This is a genomic window from Clostridium aquiflavi, from assembly GCF_031344075.1.
In the GTDB taxonomy this organism is placed as follows: Bacteria; Bacillota; Clostridia; order Clostridiales; family Clostridiaceae; genus Clostridium; species Clostridium aquiflavi.
This window is the reverse complement of the sequence record NZ_JAVJAN010000014.1, coordinates 47,026-71,523: the sequence shown is the minus strand read 5'-3', so window position 1 is coordinate 71,523 and position 24,498 is coordinate 47,026. Positions and strand designations below refer to the sequence as shown.

Annotated in this window: 18 protein-coding genes and 1 pseudogene; 11 read left to right on the top strand and 8 right to left on the bottom strand. The window is 29.7% G+C overall.

Going from position 1 to position 24,498, the window contains the following annotated elements; translation table 11 throughout:
• The first annotated feature begins 197 nt into the window (after positions 1-197).
• Both RGC78_RS06735 and RGC78_RS06730 read left to right on the top strand, forming a co-directional pair.
• Positions 198-5,249, top strand: coding sequence for a S8 family peptidase (locus tag RGC78_RS06735; RefSeq protein WP_309556285.1), 5,052 nt, complete (start codon positions 198-200; stop codon positions 5,247-5,249).
• A gap of 127 nt (positions 5,250-5,376) precedes the next feature.
• Complete coding sequence (locus RGC78_RS06730; RefSeq protein WP_309556284.1) at positions 5,377-6,336, top strand: tRNA dihydrouridine synthase; 960 nt, start codon at positions 5,377-5,379, stop codon at positions 6,334-6,336.
• A 220-nt stretch (positions 6,337-6,556) separates the two neighbouring features.
• Here the strand turns inward: RGC78_RS06730 and spoVAE are convergent, their stop codons facing one another.
• Genes spoVAE through RGC78_RS06705 form a run of 5 tightly spaced genes read right to left on the bottom strand, consistent with a single transcriptional unit; the run spans position 6,557 to position 9,506 of the window.
• A complete protein-coding gene (gene spoVAE / locus RGC78_RS06725; RefSeq protein ID WP_252214366.1) occupies positions 6,557-6,910 on the bottom strand; it encodes a stage V sporulation protein AE in 354 nt (117 codons plus the stop codon).
• 22 nt (positions 6,911-6,932) lie between these two features.
• Positions 6,933-7,934 (bottom strand): stage V sporulation protein AD, encoded by a 1,002-nt coding sequence (gene spoVAD, locus RGC78_RS06720; RefSeq protein ID WP_252214364.1) that lies wholly within the window; start codon positions 7,932-7,934, stop codon positions 6,933-6,935.
• Positions 7,935-8,414, bottom strand: coding sequence for a stage V sporulation protein AC (gene spoVAC, locus RGC78_RS06715; RefSeq protein ID WP_252214362.1), 480 nt, complete (start codon positions 8,412-8,414; stop codon positions 7,935-7,937). It abuts the gene before it with no gap.
• Between the two features lie 12 nt (positions 8,415-8,426).
• The gene (locus RGC78_RS06710; protein ID WP_252214360.1) at positions 8,427-9,287 is read right to left on the bottom strand and encodes a DUF421 domain-containing protein; all 861 of its coding nucleotides are present in this window, start codon (positions 9,285-9,287) and stop codon (positions 8,427-8,429) included.
• Between the two features lie 12 nt (positions 9,288-9,299).
• A complete protein-coding gene (locus RGC78_RS06705; RefSeq protein WP_252214358.1) occupies positions 9,300-9,506 on the bottom strand; it encodes a DUF1657 domain-containing protein in 207 nt (68 codons plus the stop codon).
• Between the two features lie 236 nt (positions 9,507-9,742).
• Between RGC78_RS06705 and RGC78_RS06700 the strand changes: the two genes are divergently transcribed.
• The gene (locus tag RGC78_RS06700; RefSeq protein ID WP_252214356.1) at positions 9,743-9,946 is read left to right on the top strand and encodes a DUF1657 domain-containing protein; all 204 of its coding nucleotides are present in this window, start codon (positions 9,743-9,745) and stop codon (positions 9,944-9,946) included.
• A 197-nt stretch (positions 9,947-10,143) separates the two neighbouring features.
• On the opposite strand, the gene RGC78_RS06695 is transcribed toward RGC78_RS06700, so the two are convergent.
• Both RGC78_RS06695 and RGC78_RS06690 read right to left on the bottom strand, forming a co-directional pair.
• Entirely contained in the window at positions 10,144-10,509 is a 366-nt protein-coding gene (locus RGC78_RS06695) for a DUF4363 family protein (RefSeq protein ID WP_252214354.1), read from the bottom strand.
• Positions 10,510-10,523: 14 nt separating this feature from the next.
• Positions 10,524-11,252 carry a DUF421 domain-containing protein gene (locus RGC78_RS06690; RefSeq protein ID WP_252214352.1) on the bottom strand — a complete coding sequence of 243 codons (729 nt, stop codon included), beginning with the start codon at positions 11,250-11,252 and terminating at the stop codon, positions 10,524-10,526.
• Positions 11,253-11,596: 344 nt separating this feature from the next.
• On the opposite strand from RGC78_RS06690, the gene RGC78_RS06685 reads away from it, so the two are divergent.
• Positions 11,597-12,649 (top strand): galactose ABC transporter substrate-binding protein, encoded by a 1,053-nt coding sequence (locus RGC78_RS06685; protein WP_252214350.1) that lies wholly within the window; start codon positions 11,597-11,599, stop codon positions 12,647-12,649.
• Between the two features lie 346 nt (positions 12,650-12,995).
• On the opposite strand, the gene RGC78_RS06680 is transcribed toward RGC78_RS06685, so the two are convergent.
• Positions 12,996-13,604, bottom strand: coding sequence for a TetR/AcrR family transcriptional regulator (locus RGC78_RS06680; protein ID WP_252214348.1), 609 nt, complete (start codon positions 13,602-13,604; stop codon positions 12,996-12,998).
• Between the two features lie 419 nt (positions 13,605-14,023).
• Here RGC78_RS06680 and RGC78_RS06675 point away from each other — a divergent pair, with 419 nt between their 5' ends.
• The 7 genes and pseudogenes from RGC78_RS06675 (at position 14,024) to RGC78_RS06645 (ending at position 24,486) form a co-directional block, all read left to right on the top strand.
• Positions 14,024-16,030 carry an FAD-dependent oxidoreductase gene (locus RGC78_RS06675; RefSeq protein ID WP_252214346.1) on the top strand — a complete coding sequence of 669 codons (2,007 nt, stop codon included), beginning with the start codon at positions 14,024-14,026 and terminating at the stop codon, positions 16,028-16,030.
• A 257-nt stretch (positions 16,031-16,287) separates the two neighbouring features.
• Positions 16,288-16,518: pseudogene (locus RGC78_RS06670) on the top strand (serine dehydratase subunit alpha family protein); the annotation flags it as partial.
• A gap of 23 nt (positions 16,519-16,541) precedes the next feature.
• Complete coding sequence (locus RGC78_RS06665) at positions 16,542-17,297, top strand: J domain-containing protein (RefSeq protein WP_252214344.1); 756 nt, start codon at positions 16,542-16,544, stop codon at positions 17,295-17,297.
• Between the two features lie 335 nt (positions 17,298-17,632).
• Entirely contained in the window at positions 17,633-19,081 is a 1,449-nt protein-coding gene (locus RGC78_RS06660) for an SWIM zinc finger family protein (protein WP_252226432.1), read from the top strand.
• A gap of 14 nt (positions 19,082-19,095) precedes the next feature.
• Positions 19,096-20,901 carry a hypothetical protein gene (locus tag RGC78_RS06655; protein ID WP_252226434.1) on the top strand — a complete coding sequence of 602 codons (1,806 nt, stop codon included), beginning with the start codon at positions 19,096-19,098 and terminating at the stop codon, positions 20,899-20,901.
• Between the two features lie 81 nt (positions 20,902-20,982).
• Positions 20,983-22,074, top strand: coding sequence for an ATP-binding protein (locus RGC78_RS06650; RefSeq protein WP_252226436.1), 1,092 nt, complete (start codon positions 20,983-20,985; stop codon positions 22,072-22,074).
• A 42-nt stretch (positions 22,075-22,116) separates the two neighbouring features.
• Positions 22,117-24,486 (top strand): DUF5682 family protein, encoded by a 2,370-nt coding sequence (locus RGC78_RS06645; protein ID WP_252214336.1) that lies wholly within the window; start codon positions 22,117-22,119, stop codon positions 24,484-24,486.
• The last annotated feature ends 12 nt before the right edge of the window (positions 24,487-24,498 follow it).

Here is a 24,498-nt window from a genome sequence, read left to right as displayed (position 1 = left end):
ATGCACTAGTAGACTACAGTGGAGATATTGTTAGTGCTGTAAATAAATTTACAAATGCTAAGGTATTTGTAATTAATGAAAATACTGCATTACTATCAGTTATAGATGAAGATATAGAGGAGATAGTCAGTAAACTATCTAATGTAATTACTTATAGAAATCCTGTAGCCATATATACATTATGTGCTGTTTCACCAGTGGAAGCATCTGGAGCTGCGCAGTTTCATAACAATGAGTACTTACCATTAGATGGATCAGGTGTTATATTAGGAATAATTGATACGGGAATAGATTATTTAAATGAAGAATTTATAAATGTAGATGGTACCTCAAGGATTTTAGCTATCTTTGATCAAACAATTAATACAGGAAAAAGACCTAGTGGTCAAGCTCTAGGAACTGAGTATACAATAGAGGATATAAATAATGCAATTAAAGCTAAAAGAGAAGGTAAAGATCCGTATGCAATAGTACCTTCAAAGGATGAAATAGGTCATGGTACAAATATGGCAGGAATTGCTGCTGGTAGAGGCGCAAAACCATCACTTGCAGGAGCAGCACCTAAATGTGATTTAGCTATTGTAAAACTATTACCTGCAAGTAAAAAATTAAAAGAGGAAGGTTATGTATATGGAAATGCACCTATCTATTCAAATATTGCAGTGTTTAGTGGAATAAGCTATCTATATGAGCTTTCTATGAATCTAAAGAAACCGATTGTAATATTGATACCACTAGGCTATAATATGGGGGCTCACAATGGATTAGCTCTTAATGAAAGATATATAGATGAGATTTCAAGAATTAGAGGAGTAGCTGTTGTTGTACCAACAGGAAATGAAGCAGATGCAGATACTCATACTTCAGGAGTAATAGTTAAAGATGGTGATGTTGCTAATATTGAGCTTATAGTAGATGAGAAACAAAAAAATTTAAAATTTGAAATATGGATTTCTAAACCAGATAAAGTAACATTATCAATTACATCTCCTTCTGGAGAAATAGTTGATAGAATAGCGCCCATAAACAAAAAGATTACAGAAATTAATTTTATATATGAAAAAACTAAGATGTTTATTCAGTATCTTAAACCAGAGGAAATAAGTGGTGATGAAAAAATTAATATTACAGCCATAAATATAGCTGAAGGTATATGGGATTTTAAGCTTTTAGGAGAAATGGTGTCAGTAGGTAAATATAATGCTTATTTACCACAGAAGTCAATAATTGCACCAAATACAAAATTTTTAAGTCCAAATCCAGATGGAACATTAATGATTCCATCAACATCAAGACATGCCATATCTGTTGGGTATTATAATCAAACTAACAATGCAATTGAAGTAGATTCTGGTAGAGGTTATACAAGGGATGATAGAATAAAACCAGATATAGTAGCTGGTGGAGTTAATGCATTAGCAATTTACGGAAATAATAGCGACAAAATTATCAGTGGATCCAGTGTGGCAGCAGCTGTAGTTGCAGGATGTTGTGCACTTATATTCCAGTGGGGAATTGTTCAGGGTAAAGATAGATCTATGTATTCAATAAAACTTAAAACATATCTAATAAGAGGAACATCAAAAAGGGAAGGTGATGAGTATCCTAATCCACAGTGGGGTTATGGAATCATCAATATGAAGGGCGTTTTTGATAACATTAGAGGATTAAAAGAAGAAAATAGCAGAGAGATGGCGGAATCTCCCAATAATTTTTTTGATATAAATAATATGATTTTTTTGGTTGAATATAAAGGTGATATAGTTAATGCATTGAAGAATTTTAAAAATACGTCAGTATATATAGTAGACGAAAAACGTGCATTAATTGCAACACCATATGAAATTTATGATGATGTGGTAAAGTCAACACATGAAATAGTATATGTAGATTTAGGCGATGCATATACAACTTGCGATATTTCACCAGTAGAAGCATCCGGAGCTACTGTGTTTCATAATAATGTTTATTTACAACTAAGTGGTTTAGGTGTAATTGTAGGGATAATTGATACAGGAATAGACTATTTAAATGAAGAATTTGTAAATGAGGATGGAACCACTAGAATTTTAGAAATCATGGATAGAAGTATCCCAGATAACTCATCTAAGTTTAAATGTGCTGTATATAAACAAGAGGATATAAATAAGGCAATACAAGCTAAAAAAAATGGACAAGATCCATATGAAATTGTACCATCTAAGGATGAAATAGGTCACGGAACAAATATGGCAGGGATAATAGCTGCAAGAGGTGCTACACCTGGGATAATTGGTGCAGCGCCTAGGTGCAATTTAGCAATAGTAAAACTTAGACCAGCATTTAAGTCTTTTAGAGAGTATTATCAAGTTTATGGAAATGAGCCTGTATACCAAAATTCAGGCATATTACTTGGCATAAAATATTTGTATGATTTATCAGTTGAATTAAAGAAGCCTATTGTAATATATATTCCATTAGGCGCCAATACTGGACCTCATAATGGAGAAGCATTTATTGAAAAATATATAACTGAAATTTCTAATTATAATGGTGTAGCAGTTGTTGTTCCTAGTGGTAATCAAGGAAATACGGATACTCATACTTCAGGAGTAATAAAAAATAAAGGAGAAGAGGCAACTATAGAAATTCAGATAGGAAAAAATCAGCATGATATACGTATCCAAATATGGATGTCCAAGCCAGATAAGGTAGCATTATCAATAATATCTCCTACAGGTGAAGCTATTAGTAAAATATCTCCAAAGCTTAAAACAGTGACAGATATTAATTTTCTGTATGAAGAAACTAAAATGACAATAGAATATTTTATACCTGAGGAATTAACAGGAGAGCAAAAAATACTTATCATTGCAAGAAATATTAGAGAGGGCATATGGAAATTTAAACTTATAGGTGAGTTAATCGTAGTTGGAAAATATGATGCATGGATATTACAAAGAGAGATTTTAGCGCCAGATACAAAATTTCTTAATCCTATTCCCAATACTACATTAACTACGCCAGGAACCTCCAAGGGGGCAATAACTATAGCATATTACAATCAAAATAACAACTCAATTGTACTTGAGTCAGGTAAGGGTTATACTAGGAATAATATGATTAAGCCAGATATTGCAGCAGGTGGAATTAATACTATAACAACTTCTGTAGGTGGAGGAACTCAAATTATTAGTGGTTCAAGTGTGGCAGGTGCTGTTACAGCGGGGGCATGCGCACTATTGCTTGAGTGGGGGATTGTTGAGGAAAATGACAGTCCAATGTTTGCTATAAAATTAAAAACATATTTAATAAGAGGAGCAAATAAAAGACAAGGAGACGTTTATCCTAATCCTCAGTGGGGTTATGGTATGCTAGATGTAAAAGGGGTTTTTGATAATATTAGAGGACTTGAAAAAGAGAAAAACAGAGAAATATCAATAAATAAAAAAATAAATTATTTTTTAAAAGAAAATAATTTAAATACAGTAGTTGAATATAGAGGAGATATAGTTAATGCAATAAAGAAGTTTCAAGATTCAGATGTATATATAATAGATGAAAAACGTGCGTTTGTAACATTGCCATATGAAATAAATAACAAGGTATTAAAGACAACTAAAGAAATAATTTTTGCAGATCCAGGTTCAGCTCTTACACTATGTGATATATCACCTGTAATAGCATCAGAAGCAACACTATTTCACAATAGCGAATACTTATCATTAGATGGTTCGGGGGTTATTGTTGGCATCGTTGATACTGGAATAGATTATTTAAATGATGAATTTATAAATAAAGATGGAACTTCTAGGATTATATCAATTTATGATCAAAATATTGAAAACGATACTCTACAACCAGAAATTATAGCGGGGACTATATACACGCAAGATGATATTAATAAGGCAATACAAGCAAATCGAAATGGTAGTGATCCATATAAAATTGTACCATCTAAGGATGAAATAGGTCATGGAACAAAAATAGCAGGTATTATAGCAGCAAAAGGCGCTAATCCAGAACTTATAGGAGTAGCTCCGAAGTGTAGCTTAGCAGTTGTAAAGCTTAGATCAGGTAATAAGGCTTTCAGACAAGCTTATGCACTTTATGGAAATGAAATTTCATATAAAAATACTTCAGTATTTTTAGGTATGAGATATTTATTAGATTTAGCATCTAAATTAAATAAGCCTATTATAATGTATATTCCATTAGGAACAAATATGGGTGCTCATACTGGAGAGTCCTTAGTTGAAAGATATTCAGAAGAAATTTGTAAAAATATTGGAGTTGCAGTAGTTGCTCCAACTGGTAATCAAGGAAATACTGCAACTCATACTTCAGGAACAATAAAGAGTGCAGGAGATATTGGAATTATAGAACTTAAAATAGGAGAAAAACAGAAAGATATACGTATTGAAATATGGATTTCAAAGCCAGATAAAGTAGCACTATCAATAACATCTCCAACTGGTGAGGTTATTAAAAGAATACCTCCAAAGCTTAAGGAAATTGTAGATGTTACTTTTGTATATGAAGAAACTAAAATGACAATAGAATATTTTATACCAGAGGAAATAAGTGGAGATCAAAAAATAGTTATTGTGGCAAGAGATATTAGAGTAGGTATATGGCAATTTAAGCTTATAGGAGAATTAATTTTAGTAGGAAGATATGATGCATGGATATTACAGAGAGAACTTATAGCACCTGATACAAGATTTCTTAGACCTAACCCATATATTACATTGACTCTTCCAGGAACATCTAGCAGTGTTATAACTGCAGCATACTATAATCAAAATAATAATTCGATCGTACCAGAATCAGGAAGAGGGTTTACAAGAAATGATATGATAAAGCCTGATATTGCAGCTGGAGGAGTTAATGCTAAGACCACTTCGGTAGATGGAACCACTGCAATTATTAGTGGTTCAAGTGTGGCAGGTGCTGTTGTAGCAGGATCCTGTGCATTACTATTTCAATGGGGAATTATTGATGGTAATGATACTACAATGTATGCTGACAAATTAAAAACATATTTGATAAGAGGTGCTCAGCAAAGACCAGGAGACGTATATCCTAATCCTCAGTGGGGATATGGAATGCTTAGTTTGAAGGGGGTCTTTAATAATATTAGATCTAAAAAAAATGATAAAGATGCTAATTGTAATAGAGAAATAGAGAAACCAAGGAATGAATATTATGTAGGTAATTTATTTATAAGGCTGCCTAAAAGTTGGGATATAGATTATTATAATAAATAAATTAAGTAGATAAGAAAAGTTCATCCTGATATAATGTTTTTTGGAAAGTTTATAAAAGAATAATAGTGTGGGAAATTAAATACTACTTTTATAAGCAAATATAACTTAGATTATGAGGAGTCATTAAATGAAATATTATTTAGCACCAATGGAAGGAATTACAGGATATATATATAGAAATGCTTATGAAAAATTTTTTCATAATATTGATAAATATTTTACCCCTTTTATTGTTACAAATAAAAGCAGAAGTCTTAAAACTAAAGAGTTAAGGGATGTTTTACCTGAAAATAATAAAGGGATGAATATTGTACCTCAAATACTTACCAATGATTCAGAAGGTTTTATTAATACTTCTAGAAAATTACAACAATTAGGTTATAATGAGGTTAATTTAAATTTAGGCTGCCCTGCTGGAACGGTTGTTTCAAAAAATAGAGGATCAGGATTTCTAGCCAAAAGAGAAGAACTTGATATGTTTTTAGATAAAATATTTAAAATAGATGATATGAAAATTTCTATAAAAACTAGAATAGGAAAGGAGAGTCCAGAAGAATTTTATGAACTAATAAAAATTTACAATAAATATCCTATAGAAGAATTAATTATTCATTCTAGAACACAAAAAGATTTTTATGGAAATAAACCTAATTTAGAGGTATTTAAAGATGCATTATCTTTAAGCACCAATCAAGTATGCTATAATGGTGATATTTTTAATGTTGATGATCATAATAAATTAATAAAAGCTTTTCCAGAAGTAAACAAAGTAATGCTAGGAAGAGGTATACTAGCAAATCCAGGGTTAATGAATCAGATTAAAAATAATACTTTTATAGATAAAGAAGTATTAAAAGATTTTCATAGTGAAATTTTTAATAAATATATAGAATTATTTAATGAAGATAGAAATGCAATCTTTAGAATGAAAGAACTATGGGGATATATGATTTACATGTTTTCAGATAATAAAAAATATGCTAAAAAAATAAAGAAGTCACAAAAGTTAAGTGATTATAATGAAGCAGTTTCAAGTTTATTTATGGAGCAGGAAATCATAGAAGGAGCAGGATTATTTAATAATTAAAATTAAATATGGCTATATTTTATTAAATAAGTATGATTAAGAAGAACAAGAGAAGATAATAAAATAATTTTATATTATTGGTGGATTTTAAAGGTGGAGTCTTGTCTCAACTATGAAATCCACGATAATATGAATGTGAACTGCTCCCTGTAAAGTAGACAGGAAACAGTTCAATGTAAGTGTTCACGTGGGTTATTTTGAAAAGAATTTTTTCATATGCCTAACCTTTTGGTTTAAATATCATGGCAGAAATAAATCCAAATATTATTGCGGAGGAAACACCTACACTTACTGTCTTTAAAACACCAGTAAATATTCCTATAAAACCCGTTTGCTCAGCCTCAGTTATAGCAGCTGTTACAAGGGTATTTCCAAAGCTACTTATAGGTACAAATGCTCCAGCACCTGCGAATTTCACCAAAGGATCATATAGACCAAATCCACCTAAAATTGCACCAATTACAACTAGTGTACAAGTTGTATGTGCAGGGGTAATCTTTAAAGTATCCATTATAAGTTGCCCAATAACACAAATTAATCCACCTATTATAAATGCAAAAATAAATTTTTCCATAACTTAACTCACACCTTCTTTTTTACATTTCTATAGAAACAGCATGGGCAACACTAGGTATGCTTTCCTTTTGTTGGAAGGAGATAGGAGACATTAAGGCACCTGTTGCAACAATCAATATTTTCTTTAATTCCCCTTTTCGCATACGATTAAGTAAATGTCCATAAGTTACAGTAGCAGAACAACCACAGCCACTTCCACCAGAAAAGCTTGGTTGGTCTTCTTTATATATTAAAAGACCACAATCTGTAAATATATCCGTTGGCATATTTATTTCATGTTTTTTTAATAAAGCATTAGCAAGTTCATGGCCAACTTTTCCTAAATCACCAGTGGCAATAAGATCATAATGAGAAGCATCAATATTTAAATCTCTAAAATGCGCTTCAATGGTATCTACAGCTGCTGGTGCCATGGCTGCACCAACGTTATATGGATCTGAAATACCCATATCTACTACTCTTCCTATGGTCGCAGAAGTTATTTTAGGTCCGTTTCCATTTTGTCCAAGGACTGCAGCTCCAGCTCCAGTTACTGTCCATTGAGCAGTAGGTGGTCTTTGCACACCATATTCTGTAGGATATCTAAATTGTTTTTCAGCAGCTGCATTATGACTACTTGCAGCTGCTATAACATATTTAGCTGCTTTACTTTCTATTAATTGAGCAGCTAATGCTAAACCTTCCATGGAGCTAGAGCAAGCACCAAATATTCCTAAATAAGGTATTCCTAAAGTTCTTGCAGTAAAGCTACTAGAAATGATTTGATTCATTAAATCTCCACTTAAGAAAAAGTTAATATTTTCTTTTTGTATCTTTGATTTTTGTATTGCTCTTTCACAAGCATGCTCAAGTAGAGCCTTTTCTGCTTTTTCATAGCTATCTTGCCCAAGCCATAAATCATCATAAAGTATATCAAAGTCATCAGCTAAAGCACCATTACCTTCAAAAGGACCACCAACGGCGGCAGAAGCTAATATTGTAGGTTTAGAATTAAAAATCCAGGATTGATGTCCTTTAAGCATTTACATCGCCCCCAACCATGTTATTGTTATTTTTATTGTAGCAATTACAAAAGAAGCAAAAACTCCATAAACAATAACTGCGCCTGCAAGACTGAACATATTTCCAGCTACTCCAAGTACAAATCCTTCAGTTTTATGTTCAATTGAAGCAGAAGCTATAGAATTGGCAAAGCCTGTAATAGGAACAGCAGATCCACATCCAGCCCACTGACTAAGATGATCGTAAATTCCAAGGCCAGTAAATAAAGCTGCAAAAAATATTAAAACTAGGGACGTAGGACCTACTGAGGTTTTTTCATCAAAATTAAAGTAGTTAATAAAAATCCACTGTAGTCCTTGACCAATTGTACATATTGTGCCACCTACGAGAAAGGCTCTAATACAATTAGTTAAAATGGGTCTTTTAGGTTCTATACTATTTACTAATGTATCATATTGCTGCTGAGCTGAGGTCATTTTTTTCTTTTTCATATTTGACATTTATTTCACCTTCTAACGTAATAAATATGGTTCTAATTTTTTTATGGTTTTTTCTAATTTTTTAGCACTTTGTGAGTACATAGTTTTTGCATCTTCATTGTCACAGTCTAAAGAAAATGAAATAAGATCTGCTTGACTTTTTTGAATACTAGCATAGAGCATTTCTTTAATTTGTGTTTTAGGGACTTGTATCATATCATCAAAAAGATCTATATATAAGTCGCCAGAAGAATCTACTTGACCAAGAAAAACATTTTCAAGGATAACCCCTTTGATTTCTAGCTGAGTTGTAAGCCAGCCTCGATTTAATCCAGCATTAGTAAGACCTTCATTTAATATGTTTCCATCTAAAATAACTGTTTGTGGTTCAGTCTTAGGTGCTACTTTTTCTCCTAAATCATATGGGGTAATGGGCTTTTTATCAGCTTTTAAACTAACATTTATATCTCCAGTTGTTTCCATTACAGCAAATTCAACATCGGCTAAGTTAAATACTTTTTTTAAACGCATTTGTTGTAGGAATTCTTGCCCTGTAATTCTTTCTTTGGATAAGTTATCTTCCATAACTTTACCGTTTTTAACAAGAACCCGTTCTTTACCGTGCATTAGGTTATAAATCCATTTACTTCTCATGGAAGCATAATCTAAGATAATAGGCATCAGTGCCCAAACAGACAGTGTAATTAATCCGAAGTAAATATTATTAACTATATTTAAAGAAATTAAAGTAATTATAATAGCAATGACGGCATAAGAAATAAAATCAAAGGGTGTAGCCTTAGATAAGGTCTTTTTTTTCATATATTTTGTTATAACTAATGTTAAAAAAAATAAAATTATCGAATTAAATAATAGTATTAACCAAGAATCCATATGCCACCTCACTTAGTTGCCTTTATATTGGGGTTCCTCAAACTCCATAAAGCCTATTCTTTTTTCTAAGTCTGTTTTAATTTCATTTATTTCTTTATATGCCTGATTATAAATAGCGCTAGCTTCTTTATCACGTTCTTGCAATGAATACATTCTTAAGGTGGCCTCAGACCCCTTTAGTGTAGCTAATGTTTCTTTTACCTTTGAAATCGCAGTCATATAAAAGTCTCCTTTATATTTATTAAGTTGTTTTCTAGGTTACTTTAACCAATAATCTTAGTTTTAATTCATTTTTAATATATATATTTATTTAAATTATTAAAGACAAATTGTTAAGGATTAATAAATATAAACTAGATTTAAAAAGGAATATATTTCATTATGAATAAATTGAATATTTAAATTAATTATGAACAAAATATAGTTGTAATAAAAAATACAAAGGAGGAGTTGTTATGCCAACAGGAACAAAACTTGAAACAGCATTAGCTAGTGCTAAGGGATTAGGTGCTGATATGAAGACATTTTCTTTAGATACAGATAATCAAGAAGCAAAACAAATGTTTAATCAACTTGCAAATACAATGGAAAATGTAGAACAAACAATTCAATCAAGACTTGATTTTGTAAAACAAGAAGAACCTCAATATAATAAATAGTTAATTAATAATTGATATACTCTCATATCTAGTTAAATTTATATTTTATAGATATGGGAGTATATTAATATGTAATATAATTTTGAGTTCTTACTGGAATTATTAAACTATAAATTAATTACATAAATAAAATTTCAATATAAAAATAATTGTTAAAAAGCATATTATAACTATGCTTTTTATAACACATTTAGAGTTTATTTACCTAATCCATCCCAATGCTCATAAGCTTCATTTAATTCAATAAGTGAAGCAGATTTATCTTTTGCCATTATGGCACCATTAAGACGTGCCATACTCTCTTGAAAAGAATTTATTTCATCTCTTTCTGAACTAAACTGAATTCTTTTAACTACTCTTTTCCAAACATTTGACAAATTTTTTGTTTTATCACTAGCATCTTCCCAGTTTTCTGATTCTACATCTTGAATAATTAATTGTATTGACTCAGGAATATTATCATTTTTTCCTAATGATTTTTTTAAAATAGTGCTACTAAGCATAATTACTACAAAAAGAATTAATGCTACTATAGGTGTAGTTATGACTAAAAATTTTCTCATGATAGTTTTCCTCCTTAATATGGGCCCTTATAATCACCAACATCAGTTATTTTTACAGTGTGATCATCATATTTATCTATATACAAGGAACCAGAAGGAGTCAGTGTTGCAAGAAATACCTCTGAAACATCCTTGATTTGGTACATTTTTAGCTGATCCATAAGCCATTTTTCAGTTTTATTAAGTTGTTTTAAATTTTGATGTATAAGTATTCCATCGTAAATAAGTTCTGTACTTATGCCTGTTGGCGCTTTAGTAATATTCATATCTTTAGGTGTTAGAGGTTCATATTGTGGTTTTTTAAGTACAGATAATTGTCCATTTGGTTCAATAATTGCAAAATCCACTTGTGACAAATCAAAAACATCTTTATTTCTTAATAGTGCCATGATATCAGAGACTTTGTATTTCATTTTGCGTAATGCATTCTCCATTATTTTACCATTCATAATTATAATTGTAGGTTCTCCATCTATGTATTTTGAAGCATATCTCCATTTTAATGTAATATATTCCATTGTATATCCTAGTAGAGCCCAAACAAAAAGACCTATAAAATGAGGCCAAGCTCTACTAGATAAGTCTGTTGTAAGAGTTGCAGCAATAGATCCAATTGTTATTCCAAGGACATAATCGAAAAAACTTAATTGACTTATTTGTTGTTTACCTAATATTTTAGCAAAAATAAGTAAGGAAAAAAATCCGATAATAGAACGCACAAAAACTACTAATCCTTCATTCAATTTTCTTTACCTCCTAATCTTAATAATATACAGTTATTATTTGACTTAAAGTAAATTTTATACTGGTGTTAGTATAAAATAGTGGACACTTTAAGTCGAACTAAGTAAAATTTTTTTAGTTAAAAAAGAAAGTGTCCATAAATGGATAAATCAAAAGAAGATTAGATGAATTGATTAATGCAATTAAATAAAGCAATATGTTTAATATAAAATGTATTGTAGAAGGTAAATCATGTAATGAAAATATAATTAAGGAAAAGTATATTGAATTAGAATATTTTTTATTATTAATACAAATGCTAAAATTAATTATTATAATTAAAGAGATATCTTGGAGGATTTAAATGAGCATTTTAAAAAAAATATTAATATTTATTATGATTCCAATTATCCTAATAGGAGTTTTGAAAAATAATGTATTTGCTAATTCAAATTTTAGTAAAGAAACTCCAGTTAAGATAGGTGTATTCTTAGACAATTCTAATGCTATGTATGTTTCTTTACTTAAACAAAATTTGGAACGTATTGAAAAAGAAAATAAAGATAAAGTTAAATTTACATTCTTTGATGCAAAAGATAATCAAAGTTTACAAAATGAAAGTATAGAAAAAGCCCTTACAGAAGAATATGACCTTTTTATTATAAATTTAATTACTCATAACTTAGACGATGTAAAAAGTACTTTAATTAAAATCATGAGAAAAAATATTCCTTTAATTTTAAATCCAGACCCCACTGAAGAAATAATAAACTTTATTAAACCGTATAAGCGATTTGTTGTTATTGGAGCAGATTTTGAGCAATCGGGTACTATGGAAGGAAAAATACTTGTTAATGAATGGAATTCTAATAAAGAGTTCATAGATAAAAATCATGATGATGTATTGCAGTATGTTATGTTAAAAGGCAGAATTGGTAGCCCGTTAACATATTTAAGAACAAAATACTCTATTTTAGCACTTAAAGAGGCTGGAATAAAAACAGAAGAGATTACATCCTCTAACTGTGAATGGATGCAAGATTGCGCTAAAAGTTCTATTGAAGCTCTGTTTCTTAAATATGGTAATAAAATTGAAGCTATAATTTCTAATAATGATGCTATGGCAGTAGGTGCTGTTGAGGCTTTACAGAAGTATGGATATAATAAAGGAAATAAATCAGAAACAATTCCAGTTTTAGGTATTGATGGAATGCCAGCTGCCAAAGATTTAATACAAAAAGGTTTTATGACAGGTACTGTTGCTTTAGATCCTCACGATCTTGCTGAAGCTCTTTATTCTATTGGAATAAATTTAGCATCTGGCAATCCTCCTCTTGAAAATACAAGCTATAAATTTGACGATACAGGATTTACAGTTCATTTAACTTACAGGGAGTACATAAACAGTACAAAGTAAACACTAAATGTAATTATTCGTAGGTATGTTAGAGTTATTAGTGAATTGGTGATTAATTTAGAAAAATTGATATAAGAATAGATGTAGATTATGGAGGCTACGGACAACTAATAACTAGATAATTTCCAAAATTCATTCTAAGAAAAAAATTAATCTGAAAATAATAAAAAAACCACCAATTCTAGTGTGAAATTTATTTGCAACAAATAAATTTACTAAGAAAAGGTGGTTTTTTATGATTAATAATCAAGAATACATTTGAAAAACACTGGAAAAATTATACTTTTATCTTCGAAAAGATTAAATAATTTAATTGCAATAATAATTGGTATTATAAATTCAAAATCTAAGGACAACTATTAACTAAATAGGAATCTAAATAAACTTTAGTTAGTTTGCAACCCTTCTCTATTAAGTTGAAATTTCCATGTTTTAAGCACCAATCATAAATTACACCTCTAGAAATAGTTAATATATCATTTGTAATTTCTAAGGCATCAATGGTAGTGTCTAAAATGCCTAATTTTTGACCATCTTTTGCAGCATCTAAAATTAGTTTTGATAGATGTCTATCAAAGGATAAAAAATATTCATTTCCAACTGTAATTTGGCTTTTGTAAAATTGTGTAACAATTTCAACTCCTTCAATTTCTGCATATCTTAGCTGTTCTTTTACAATTAGCATAATTCTATTTATAGTATTTCCATTAAAATGCCCTTGTTCGTCTAAATTTGTAAGTATTTCATCGAAGTATTTATAAGTTTCAATTATTATAAAATCTAGTGATTTAAAATAGTGGTAAAAGGAACCGATTGATACATTGGCCTTTTTGCAAATAGAGGATATAGTAACTTTTTCAAAGCCTATTTCTTTAACTAATTGTAATGCACAATGAAGTATATTTTCTTTAGTTTTAAGAGCTTGATATTGCCTGTTGGTTAATTTCGTATCCAAATAAAATCCCTCCTTGTATGATGTAGTTATAAAATTTCATAGAAAACTTAATATCATTCTAACGAACATTATATAGCATTATCTTTTCATTAGTCCTATTTTATTATTCCGTTTAGCATCTTTCGATGCGAAGCATATATATTTTACTTGACTATTATTATCTAATCTCATGCATTTCATAGTATATCATAGTAAAGCTAAAATGGGATATATTTTATAATTGAATTTTTTTTTAAACAAATAAAGATCTATATAATAAATTTCATTATATTATCAGTGAAATGAGTTTAGAAAATTACGAATCAAAATATTGACAATAAATTATCAATGTGATAATGTTAAAATATATTCATTGAATATATTCGATGAATATATTCAATGAAGTATATAGAATAGTAAGCAAATGGAGGAAGTATTACATGAACAAAAAGTATAGTAAATTATTTGAACCTATTAAAATAGGTAAAGTAGAAATACCAAATCGTTATTCAATGGCACCAATGGGACCAGTTGGATTTACTAGTGAACAAGGAGCATTTAATAAAGCTGGAATTGATTATTACGTAGAAAGAGCAAAGGGTGGAACTGGACTTATAATTACTGGTATTTGTAATGTGGAAAATGATATAGAGCCTTTACAAAATCCAAGCATACCTTGTGTTACAAAGAGTCCACTACACTTTGTACAAAGTGGAAAAATATTAACAGAAAGAGTTCATGCATATGGAGCTAAGATATTTTTGCAGTTAACTGCAGGATTAGGACGTTCAGGAATACCAAGTTTCTTGAAAGGTAAATGTGTAGCACCATCAGCACAAGAAAATAGATGGGATGCAAATATAAAACATAGAGAGTTAGCAACTGAAGAAGTTAAAACCTACATACAAAAATTTGCAATGTCTGCAGCAATAGCAAAAAAATCAGGTTTTGATGGTGTAGAAATACATGCAGTTCATGAAGGGTATTTATTAGACCAGTTTGCAATATCTTTTTATAATAAGCGTACTGATGAATTTGGTGGAAGCTTAGAGAATAGATTAAGATTTGCAACGGAAATAGTTAAATCTATAAAAGCAGTTTGTGGAGAAGATTTTCCAGTTTCTTTAAGATATTCATTAAAAAGTATGATGAAGGGACTAAGAGAAGGTGCACTTCCAGGAGAAGAATTTGTGGAAGTGGGTCGTGATTATGAAGAAGGATTGCAGGCAGCTAAAATATTAGTTGAAGCTGGATATGATGCATTAAATGTAGATGTAGGAACATATGATTCTTGGTACTGGAATCATCCACCAATGTATTTTGAAGATGGTATGTATAGATCATTTGGAAAGATGGTAAAAGAAGTTGTAGACGTACCAGTAATATTAGCAGGTAGAATGGATAACCCGGATATAGCTTTAACTTCATTAGAAAATGGTGAAGCTGACATAATAGGATTAGGAAGACCTTTACTTGCAGATCCATATTTACCTAAAAAAATTAGGGTTGGAAAAATTGATGATGTAAGACCATGCTTATCCTGTCATGAAGGTTGTATGGGAAGAATAGAAAAGGCATCAGGATTATCTTGTGCAGTAAATCCAGCCTGCGGAAGAGAAGCTACTTATGGAATAAGTAAAGCTGATGAAGCTAAGAAAGTATTAGTAATAGGTGGGGGTATTTCAGGGCTTGAATTTGCAAGAGTTAGTGCTCTTAGAGGGCATGAAGTAGAACTACACGAAAAATCAAATAAACTAGGCGGAAATATAATACCAGGGGGAGCACCAAACTTCAAAAAAGATGATTATCATTTAGTTAATTGGTATACAAAAGCAGTTAAAGATGCAGGGGTTAAGGTATTTATGGAATCTGAGATGACTGCTGAAAAAATTAAAGAAAGCAAGTTCGATGTAGTTGTGGTAGCTACAGGTTCAAATCCTATAATGTTAAATCTTCCAGGATTTGATAATGGGAAGGTTGTAACAGCTGATAAAATTTTATTAAATCCAGAATCAGCAGGGCAAAAGGTAGTTGTAGTTGGAGCTGGTTTAGTTGGATGCGAAACTGCGTTATGGTTAGCTCAAAAAGGAAGAGAAGTAACAATTGTAGAGGCAAGTAAGGAAATTTTAGGAGGACCTCACAATTTACCGTTTATGAACTATGATATGCTTAAAAATTTATTAAAATATGAAAATGTTAAAATAATAACATCAACATCTATAGCAGCAGCTAATGATGAGGGAGCAATAGTTAAAAACAGTGATGGTATAGAAGAAATATTAGAGGCAGATACAGTAATAATGTCTATAGGATATAGATCAAATAAAAATTTATATGATGAGTTGAAAATGGAAATAGAAGATTTATATATATTAGGAGATGCAAAACAAGTAAAGAATATCATGTATGCTATATGGGATGCATATGAAGTAGCAAGAAGTATATAATTATAAAAGAGTTGTGTAAAATTATGTTTTTATACAACTCTTTTATTTTTATTTAGCCAATTATCCCTAGTATCGTCTATATTAAATCCACTACTTTTAAAATCTCTAAACGTTTCTTGATGAACGATAGTACTTTAAATTAACTTTAATTTTCAGTATAATATTTTAAGTAATAATAAGGTGAAAATTTAAATAAACTACTTACAAACTGGTAAATGCTATGTAAGGGAGTAATTTAGTATGAAAAAAATGATAGAATCTATAATGCTTATGTTCAAATATTGAAGGAAGAACTAGTTCCAGCAATGGGATGCACAGAACCAATTGCAATAGCTTATGGAGGAGCTAAGACTAGAGAGGTTTTAGGTGGAGTTCCTGAAAAATGTAAAATTGAGGTAAGCAGTAACATTATTAAAAATGTAAAAAGTATTATTGTACCAAATACAAATGGATTAAAGGGGATAGAAGCAGCACTGGTAGCAGGAATAGCATATTTAAATGGAGATGATAAATGATGGATTATCATAAAATATTAGGTGTAGAAAAAAATGCATCAAAAAAAGAAATAAGAGAAGCGTATGAAAAGCAAGTAGAAAAAATTAAAAAGGAAGTAGTTAATGAAAAACGACTTAATGAATTTTTGAAGTTATTTAATGAGGCATATGAAGCTTTAAATAGGTTAGAAGAAAGTCCACTAATGGATAAAAATGAAACGCTAATTATGCAGCCGCAAGAAATAGAAAAGGAATTGGAAGTTAATAATAAAAATAGAAATTCAGTTTCTAGAAATAGATCAAAAAGCAAAGTTAGAAATACTAGCACAAAAAAGAAAGACGATGGTAAAAGAGGATTTTCAGAAAATAAAGATAAGAAAAATAATAGGAATGATAATAGAGAAGAAAAACTTAGAAAACAAAAAATGGTTGAAAAAAGTCCCAAAAGTAATACTAAGCAAATATTTGATTTGTTTATGTTACCATTTAAGATATTAGCTTTACCATTAATAGCTGTATTATCAATAATAATATTATTATGTCAGATCATAAATGTAGTTTCATGGATAGCATCTAAAGTATTAATAGTTGGATCTATATCAATAGGAGCTATACACCTATATCAGGTTAATTTAGGACAAGTTATAAATTATAATATACTGATTTTGGCTACTTCAGTATTATTAGCATCATTCTTCTTACCTTATATATTAAAGTTTGTGTTGAGAATTTTTGAAAAATTAAATAATATGTTAAAAGACTTTGTTTTTTAATATTTATTTAAGATGATATATAAATTTAAGTATTAAATATAATAGGAGTATAAGGAAAACTATGAAAATCTGAATATTGGATTTTGAACTGCTCTCTGTCTACTTGACAGGGAGCAGTTCATTTTCGTGGATTTTTAGCATTTTTTATTTTTATACTTTAGATTAACCATAATATACAATTAATTTAGTTTCAATTTAATAACATAATATATATTTTATGTTATTAAATTTATATAAAAATATTAAGTATATTACATAAATATGATAAACTGATTGTATAATACTATTTATTACATAAAAACTAAAAAATTGTTATAAGGTTAGGTGACGTTATTTTGAAATTAACCAAAGAATATGTTGAATCAACTGCTTATAATGCAAGTTCATTTAATAATGCAAAAAAGCTTGTAAGCAAAAATCAAATTATAAAAACACATATTATAGGAGATAAGACTCTCATTTATGGGGAGTGTATGGGGAGTGGAAAAAAGAATTATATAGTATCAGTAGACTTTATTAATGAAAATGAACCTGTTTTCAGATGTAGCTGTCCAAGCAGACAGATTCCATGCAAACATGCAACTGCACTTTTATATCAATATTTTGAAGATAGCAGTAAGTTTGAAACAGGGGAAATTCCTGAGGATGTTTTAAGGAAAAGAGAAAAAATAGAAAAGAAGGAAGAAAAGAAAAAAGAAGAGATAATAAAGCCTAAGAAGGTTAATGTAAGTGCATTTATAAAGAAAATGAAAACACAGCTTGAAGGTTTAGAAATTGTAGATAAATTTATAAATGACACGCTTTCAGTTGGACTTGCATCTATTACATTATCACAGATAAAGATATACAACAAAGAGCTAATAAAATCTTTAAACAGTAATTATTATCTTCCAGAACATTCAGTAATAATAGGGGATATTTTAGAAAATTTAAGAATTATTAAGGAAGATAAAGATATAGAGGATGAAATATATTATGAAAAAACATTGGATTCATTAGGATATATTCAAAATCTTAATGTAAAAGCTAGAACTGTTTTAAATAAGCATATTAAAGAAAAGAAATTTATAGATGAAGAGAGTGCTGATATATTTACAAAGCTCGGTTATATATGGAAACTTAGTGAACTCAGAAATCTTGGCTTTTACAGTGAAAATGGAAAGTTATTGCAGCTTGGTTTTTATTGTGAAGAAGATGACTTAAGAAAAACCTATATTGATACAGGATTTTACATAAATCTTAGTGAAGATAAGATCTATAAGACGATGAATTACAGACCTTATCGAATAAGTAACAAAATTAAGGAAGAAGATACGATATTTGAAGTTTTTGAGGTACCTGAATTTTATATTTATCCAGGTCAGAATAATCCACGTATAAGATTTGAAGGCGGAGTTATGAGAAAAGTTTCAAAAGAAGATATAAAAGAAATAAGAAAATCTGCTAAGACAAATTATAAAGAAGCTTTAAAAGAAGTAAAGATTCAGCTTAAAAATACATTATATGATAAACATCCAATTTTCTTAATGCATTATAATGAGCTAGTTAAGTTTGGAGAGGAGTTAGCAATAAAGGATGACCATGGAGAAACAATTATGCTTAAAAATACAAAAGATACCTCAATGCCTTCAACACTTGAAAATTTAAAGTTTATGCTTGGTAGTAAAGATTTAAAAGAGAATGTAATGCTTGGTATATTTGAACATGATTTAAATACAGGAAAACTTACAATGCAGCCTATAAGTGTTGTTACAGATGATCAAATTATAAGAATATTAGGATAGTAAAAGGTGATATTATGAACGAATTATTAATACAGTTAAAACATTCCTTAGGACAAGCTGCTGTTTTGGGAACAAAGTCTTTAAGTGATGATTTCAGACTTAAGAAAATATCTGAGAAAATAAAGTTATTAAGCGGTAAAGCGCAAGTTTTTTCTAAAATATATTCAATGCTTGAAGGTCTTTTAAATGAAAGTAGTGAAAATGCTTATATTATAATGTGTGAGCTTGTGAATTTAATTAATGCAGTTTTATATACACAGGGAAATTCCCAAAGCATTGAAAAAGAAGAAAAATTTGAAATTGATGAAAATATAAAAGGAACTTCAGTCTTAAGATATTCAGAAATAAGAAATATAAAAGAAATTTTAAAAGGTGGAACTACTACAAAATGGGCTTCATTAAAAAAAGCATTTAAGGAAAATAAACTTTTTGATTACAGGCTATTAAATGATTTATTAGGCGAATTATCTAATTCATATGTATATGAGTATGATTTTAGTATTGTAACTATTCTTTCACAATATAATGAGGATATTGTACATATATTAATGGAGAAATTTGAAAAAAGTGATAAAGTTGCAAAATGCAATATTGTAAAAATAATATCTAATGTTGGAAAAGAAAAATATAATAATTTTTATAAAAAGTGTGTTCTTGAAGAGGATGCTGATAATGTAATAGCTGTAGCAATCAAAGCATTAAAAGATGATAGAAATAATGAACAATTTCTTTTGGATTTAAAATTAAAAAAGAAAGCATTAAAAGAAGCAAGAATATTAGCGCTAGCATGTATGGATACTGAAAAGGCAGATGAAGAAGTTAAAAAATATTGCTTAAAAAATATAAAATTTTTAAATGAAGTTTTAAATGAAAGACTATTTATTAAAGAAGATGAAATTATTGAACTTATTGAAGAAAGCATGACAAAGGAATTTGGAGAAAAAAATACTAAGGACTATGAGTTTTTTTATGAAATGCTTGATGCATCAAAGAATTTTAAATCCAAAAGGATTATAGAAGTCTTAAAGAAGGCTGTTGATTTTGAATTTAATTTAGGAGATTATAAGAGAAATGCAGCAGTAAACCTTTTTTATCAGGACGATGAGGCGGTATATAAATATCTTTTTGATCTTAAGAAAAAGAGTGAATTTTATATTGGAATAAGTTTTGCAGCTGCACAAAAGATATATTCAAAAGAAGAGATATTTGAAGAATTTTCAAAAATTATAAATAAGAAGTTTTCACCAAATGAATCAACTCTTTCAAATTCAATAAAAATTATGTTTAATTATTATTATATGTCAGGTTATGTTGTAGGAGCATCTGATCGTATACCTGTAAATATAATAAATTTTAAGTCGTGGGACGAAAGATGGGTATATACTGCAATGAATGATAAAAACCTTATTGATTATGCATATGAATTTGTAAGCAAAGATCTAAATGATCAAGAAAAAAGCAGGGTAAAAAAGTTCTGTTTAAATTATATTGAAAATATGAAAAATGAACCTGAATCAAAAGGCAAGAAAGTATATTATCTTGACACAAACCATAGTAAAAATATATGTGATGGAAACAGAATAAGAAGTATAATGACAATATTATTTAAAATTGGAGCCAAAGAAGAAGCCATGAATAATGTTTTATATTTTTCAAAATATTTCAGATATTTAACACCTGCTTATCAAGTATATATGAATGCTGATGATATTACATTTTTAGAAAATCTTAAAAATGAAGTATCAGAATATGTACTTTATGATGATGCTGTATTAAAGAGAATTGATTATCTTATAGACATTTTAGCTTTAGGTAGATAAACATATTTGTTTTAGTGGAATTATAAATAACATTTGAAAAATTAAATGATAAAAATTAGAAGCGGGAAGGATAAATGTAGAATGAAAAAGAAAAAAGATATATTAAGACATCCAGCAGAAGTTCTTTATAAAAAAGAAATTGATATTTTAAAGAAAAGTGATAAAAATTCAATACCATCAGGATGGCAAATGTCTCCTAAAGCAGTTCTTACATATATTATAGGCGGTGAAGTTGATGGCAAGAAAATAACTCCTAAATATATAGGAAACAAGAGGCTTGTTGAAATATGTATTGCAACACTTCTTACAGATAGAGCACTTTTATTAGTTGGTGAACCAGGAACTGCAAAATCATGGCTTTCAGAACATTTGACTGCTGCTATTTATGGAAATTCCACAAAAGTTGTACAAGGCACAGCAGGTACAACAGAAGAACAGATTCGTTATTCATGGAATTATGCAATGCTTCTTGCTAATGGTCCAACTTCAGAAGCTCTTATAAAAAGTCCAGTTTATAGTGCAATGGAAGAAGGGGGAATAGCGCGTATTGAAGAAATTTCGAGATGTCCATCTGAAGTTCAGGATGCACTTATATCACTTCTTTCAGAAAAGAGGATTTCAGTTCCTGAACTTGGAGAAGAAGTTCCAGCAACAAGAGGTTTCTCTATTATTGCTACAGCTAATACAAGAGATAAAGGTGTAAATGAAATGTCAGCAGCACTTAAAAGAAGATTTAATATAGTTGTTCTTCCAGCTCCTGATGATATGCAGACAGAAGTTAATATTGTAACAAAAAGGGTTTCACAACTTTCAGAAAATCTTCAACTTAATTCACCACTTCCATCAGAAAAAATCATAGAAAAGGTAGTTACTATATTTAGAGAATTAAGAAATGGTGTAACAATTGATGGAAAACAAAAAATAAAGCCTGTTTCAGGTGTATTATCTACAGCAGAAGCTATTTCACTTCTTGCAAATAGTATGGCACTTGCAGCCGGATTTGGAAATGGTGATATAAGCGATTATGATCTTGCTTCTTCACTTCAGGGGGCAGTTATAAAAGATGATGAAAAAGATGTTCTGGCATGGAAGGAATATCTAAACAATATATTGAAAAAAAGAGGACAAGAGTGGCGTGAGCTTTATACAGCATGCAATGAGATGAATTCTTAGACTATTAATTGAAAAAAGTTTTAAGGAAAGTGAGAAAAAAGTATGAGTGGAAGCAATAAAGAAGTAAATATCCATGAAAAAAATTATGCAGCCAGCTTCTTCCCTGTAAGACATCTTTCCCCTAATGGAGCATATGCTTTAAAAAAATACTTAGATAAGATAAATCCCGATATTGTACTTGTAGAAGGGCCAAGTGATGCCAATAATGAACTTGATAATATAGTAAATAGACATGTTGTGCCTCCAATTGCAATATTGGCTTATACGGATGAAATGCCTGTTAAAACAATTCTTTATCCTCTTGCATCATATTCACCAGAGTATGTTGCAATAAAATGGGCAAAATCTAATAACAAGGAAGTACGTTTTATTGATTTGCCATCAGATGTGTTTTTGGCAATGGAAAATATGCTTTGTGAAGACGAAGAAAATACAGAAAGATCTGATGATTCCAATATAAAAAAGGATCTGGAACTTAATGATAAACAGATCAGTAATGAAGATGAAATTTATACAGATATATATGAAACATTATATAGATCATGTGATGAATTTGACTATGATGCATTCTGGGAAAGGAACTTTGAACATCTTGACTATAATTATTATAGACAGGCCATGATGGAATTTGGAAGCAATTTAAGGCAGATACAGGAAAGCAGACAAAAAGATGATGCGAGAAATATTTTAAGAGAAGCTTTTATGAAAAGTGAAATTGAAAGGGCTGTAAAAGACGGTTACAGAGAAAATAAAATGGTAATAGTCACTGGTGCATATCATACATTAAGCCTTATGAGTGAAAAGACTTTACCACTTAGTGAAGAAGAAATAAAAAAACTTCCTAGAAAATCTTCAAAGCTTACTCTTATGCCTTATTCATATTACAGGTTAAGTGATAGAAGTGGCTATGGGGCAGGAAATAAGGCACCAAATTATTTTGAAATGATGTGGAAATTATTAAATGAAAATAAACTTGATGAACTTCCACAAAGATATCTTACTGTAATAGTAAGAAGTATGAGAAAAGAAGGTCATATAAAGTCATCAGCAGAAGTTATAGAAGCCGTAAGACTTGCAAAAGCACTTTCAAATATGCATGGAGGGAATATTCCTATTCTTCAGGACTTAAGGGACGGGGCAAAAACATGTCTTGGAGAAGGAACGTTCAGTAAAATTGTGACAGCAGCTGCTGAAGTTGAAATAGGTACTAAAATAGGGCATCTTCCAGAAGGAATGTGTAATACATCTTTGCAAAATAATTTTAATTTTATGATAAAGGATTTAAAGCTTACTTCATATAAAACTTTAGTTGCTACTGATGTAACTTTGGATTTGAGGGAAAACCGAAGAGTAAAAAGTGAGAAATCAGCTTTTATGGATTTAAATCGTTCATCATTTTTACATCAGCTTGAGGTATTAAATATTTCTTTTGGTAAAATTCAGAGAAGATTAAATGGAGATAATAACTGGAAGGAAGCATGGACATTAGCATGGAGGCCTGAAACTGAAATTGAAATAGTTGAAGCATCACTAATGGGGGATACAATAGAGATAGCAGCAGCGTATGTACTGAAAGATAGGCTTGATAAAGCAAGTAAGATAAAAGAAGTTTCAGAGATGATTTCAAAATGTTATGAGTGTGGTATGGATAAAATGGCATCATATTCAATTAATATACTTCAGAAACTTGCAGTGGATATAAATGCTTTAGATGAAATTTCAGAAGTTGCATTTAATTTATCATATATAATTAGATTTGGAACAATAAGAAAGATAGACACAGAAATATTAAAGCCAATTTTATCAGAACTGTTTTTAAGGGCAGCGCTTATAATGGTTGAATGTTCAAACTGTGATGATGCTGCAGCAAAATTATTAAGCAAATCAATTGAACAGCTTGATGTAATAGCACAATACCATGAGGATGTAGTTAATACTGAAATTTATATAAGAGAACTCATAGAGCTTTCAAACAGAGATGACAGAAATTCAAAACTTTCAGGAATAGCATGTTCAATTCTTATAGAAAGAGGACTTATTGATAAGGAAATGCTTAGCAGTGAAATTGGAAGAAGACTTCTTCCAGGAATTCCACCAGATATAGGAGCAGGATGGTTTGAAGGGCTGGCATGTAGAAACAGATATGTTATTTTAGGAAATCTCACTATATGGGAAAAGCTTGATGAATATATTATGAATCTTGATAAGGAAGAATTCAAAAGTGCAGTAGTATTTCTTCACAGAACATTCAGTACCTTTAATGGAAAAGAAAAATATATGGTAGCAGAAAATCTTGCAAACTTATGGGGAATAAGTGCAGATGATTTAAGTGAATATTTAAATGAAGAATTATCAGAAGATGAAGAAAAAATATTAGAAGATCTTGATAATTTCAATTTTGATGATTTTTAGGGGGTAGAATGT

Bases quoted from the DNA above. Each gene is read 5' to 3' on its own strand.
- RGC78_RS06730 (WP_309556284.1), top strand. From the start codon at position 5,377: ATGAAATATTATTTAGCACCAATGGAAGGAATTACAGGATATATATAT.
- spoVAE (WP_252214366.1), bottom strand. From the start codon at position 6,910: ATGGAAAAATTTATTTTTGCATTTATAATAGGTGGATTAATTTGTGTT.
- spoVAD (WP_252214364.1), bottom strand. From the start codon at position 7,934: ATGCTTAAAGGACATCAATCCTGGATTTTTAATTCTAAACCTACAATA.
- spoVAC (WP_252214362.1), bottom strand. From the start codon at position 8,414: ATGTCAAATATGAAAAAGAAAAAAATGACCTCAGCTCAGCAGCAATAT.
- RGC78_RS06710 (WP_252214360.1), bottom strand. From the start codon at position 9,287: ATGGATTCTTGGTTAATACTATTATTTAATTCGATAATTTTATTTTTT.
- RGC78_RS06705 (WP_252214358.1), bottom strand. From the start codon at position 9,506: ATGACTGCGATTTCAAAGGTAAAAGAAACATTAGCTACACTAAAGGGG.
- RGC78_RS06700 (WP_252214356.1), top strand. From the start codon at position 9,743: ATGCCAACAGGAACAAAACTTGAAACAGCATTAGCTAGTGCTAAGGGA.
- RGC78_RS06695 (WP_252214354.1), bottom strand. From the start codon at position 10,509: ATGAGAAAATTTTTAGTCATAACTACACCTATAGTAGCATTAATTCTT.
- RGC78_RS06685 (WP_252214350.1), top strand. From the start codon at position 11,597: ATGAGCATTTTAAAAAAAATATTAATATTTATTATGATTCCAATTATC.
- RGC78_RS06675 (WP_252214346.1), top strand. From the start codon at position 14,024: ATGAACAAAAAGTATAGTAAATTATTTGAACCTATTAAAATAGGTAAA.
- RGC78_RS06665 (WP_252214344.1), top strand. From the start codon at position 16,542: ATGATGGATTATCATAAAATATTAGGTGTAGAAAAAAATGCATCAAAA.
- RGC78_RS06655 (WP_252226434.1), top strand. From the start codon at position 19,096: ATGAACGAATTATTAATACAGTTAAAACATTCCTTAGGACAAGCTGCT.
- RGC78_RS06650 (WP_252226436.1), top strand. From the start codon at position 20,983: ATGAAAAAGAAAAAAGATATATTAAGACATCCAGCAGAAGTTCTTTAT.
- RGC78_RS06645 (WP_252214336.1), top strand. From the start codon at position 22,117: ATGAGTGGAAGCAATAAAGAAGTAAATATCCATGAAAAAAATTATGCA.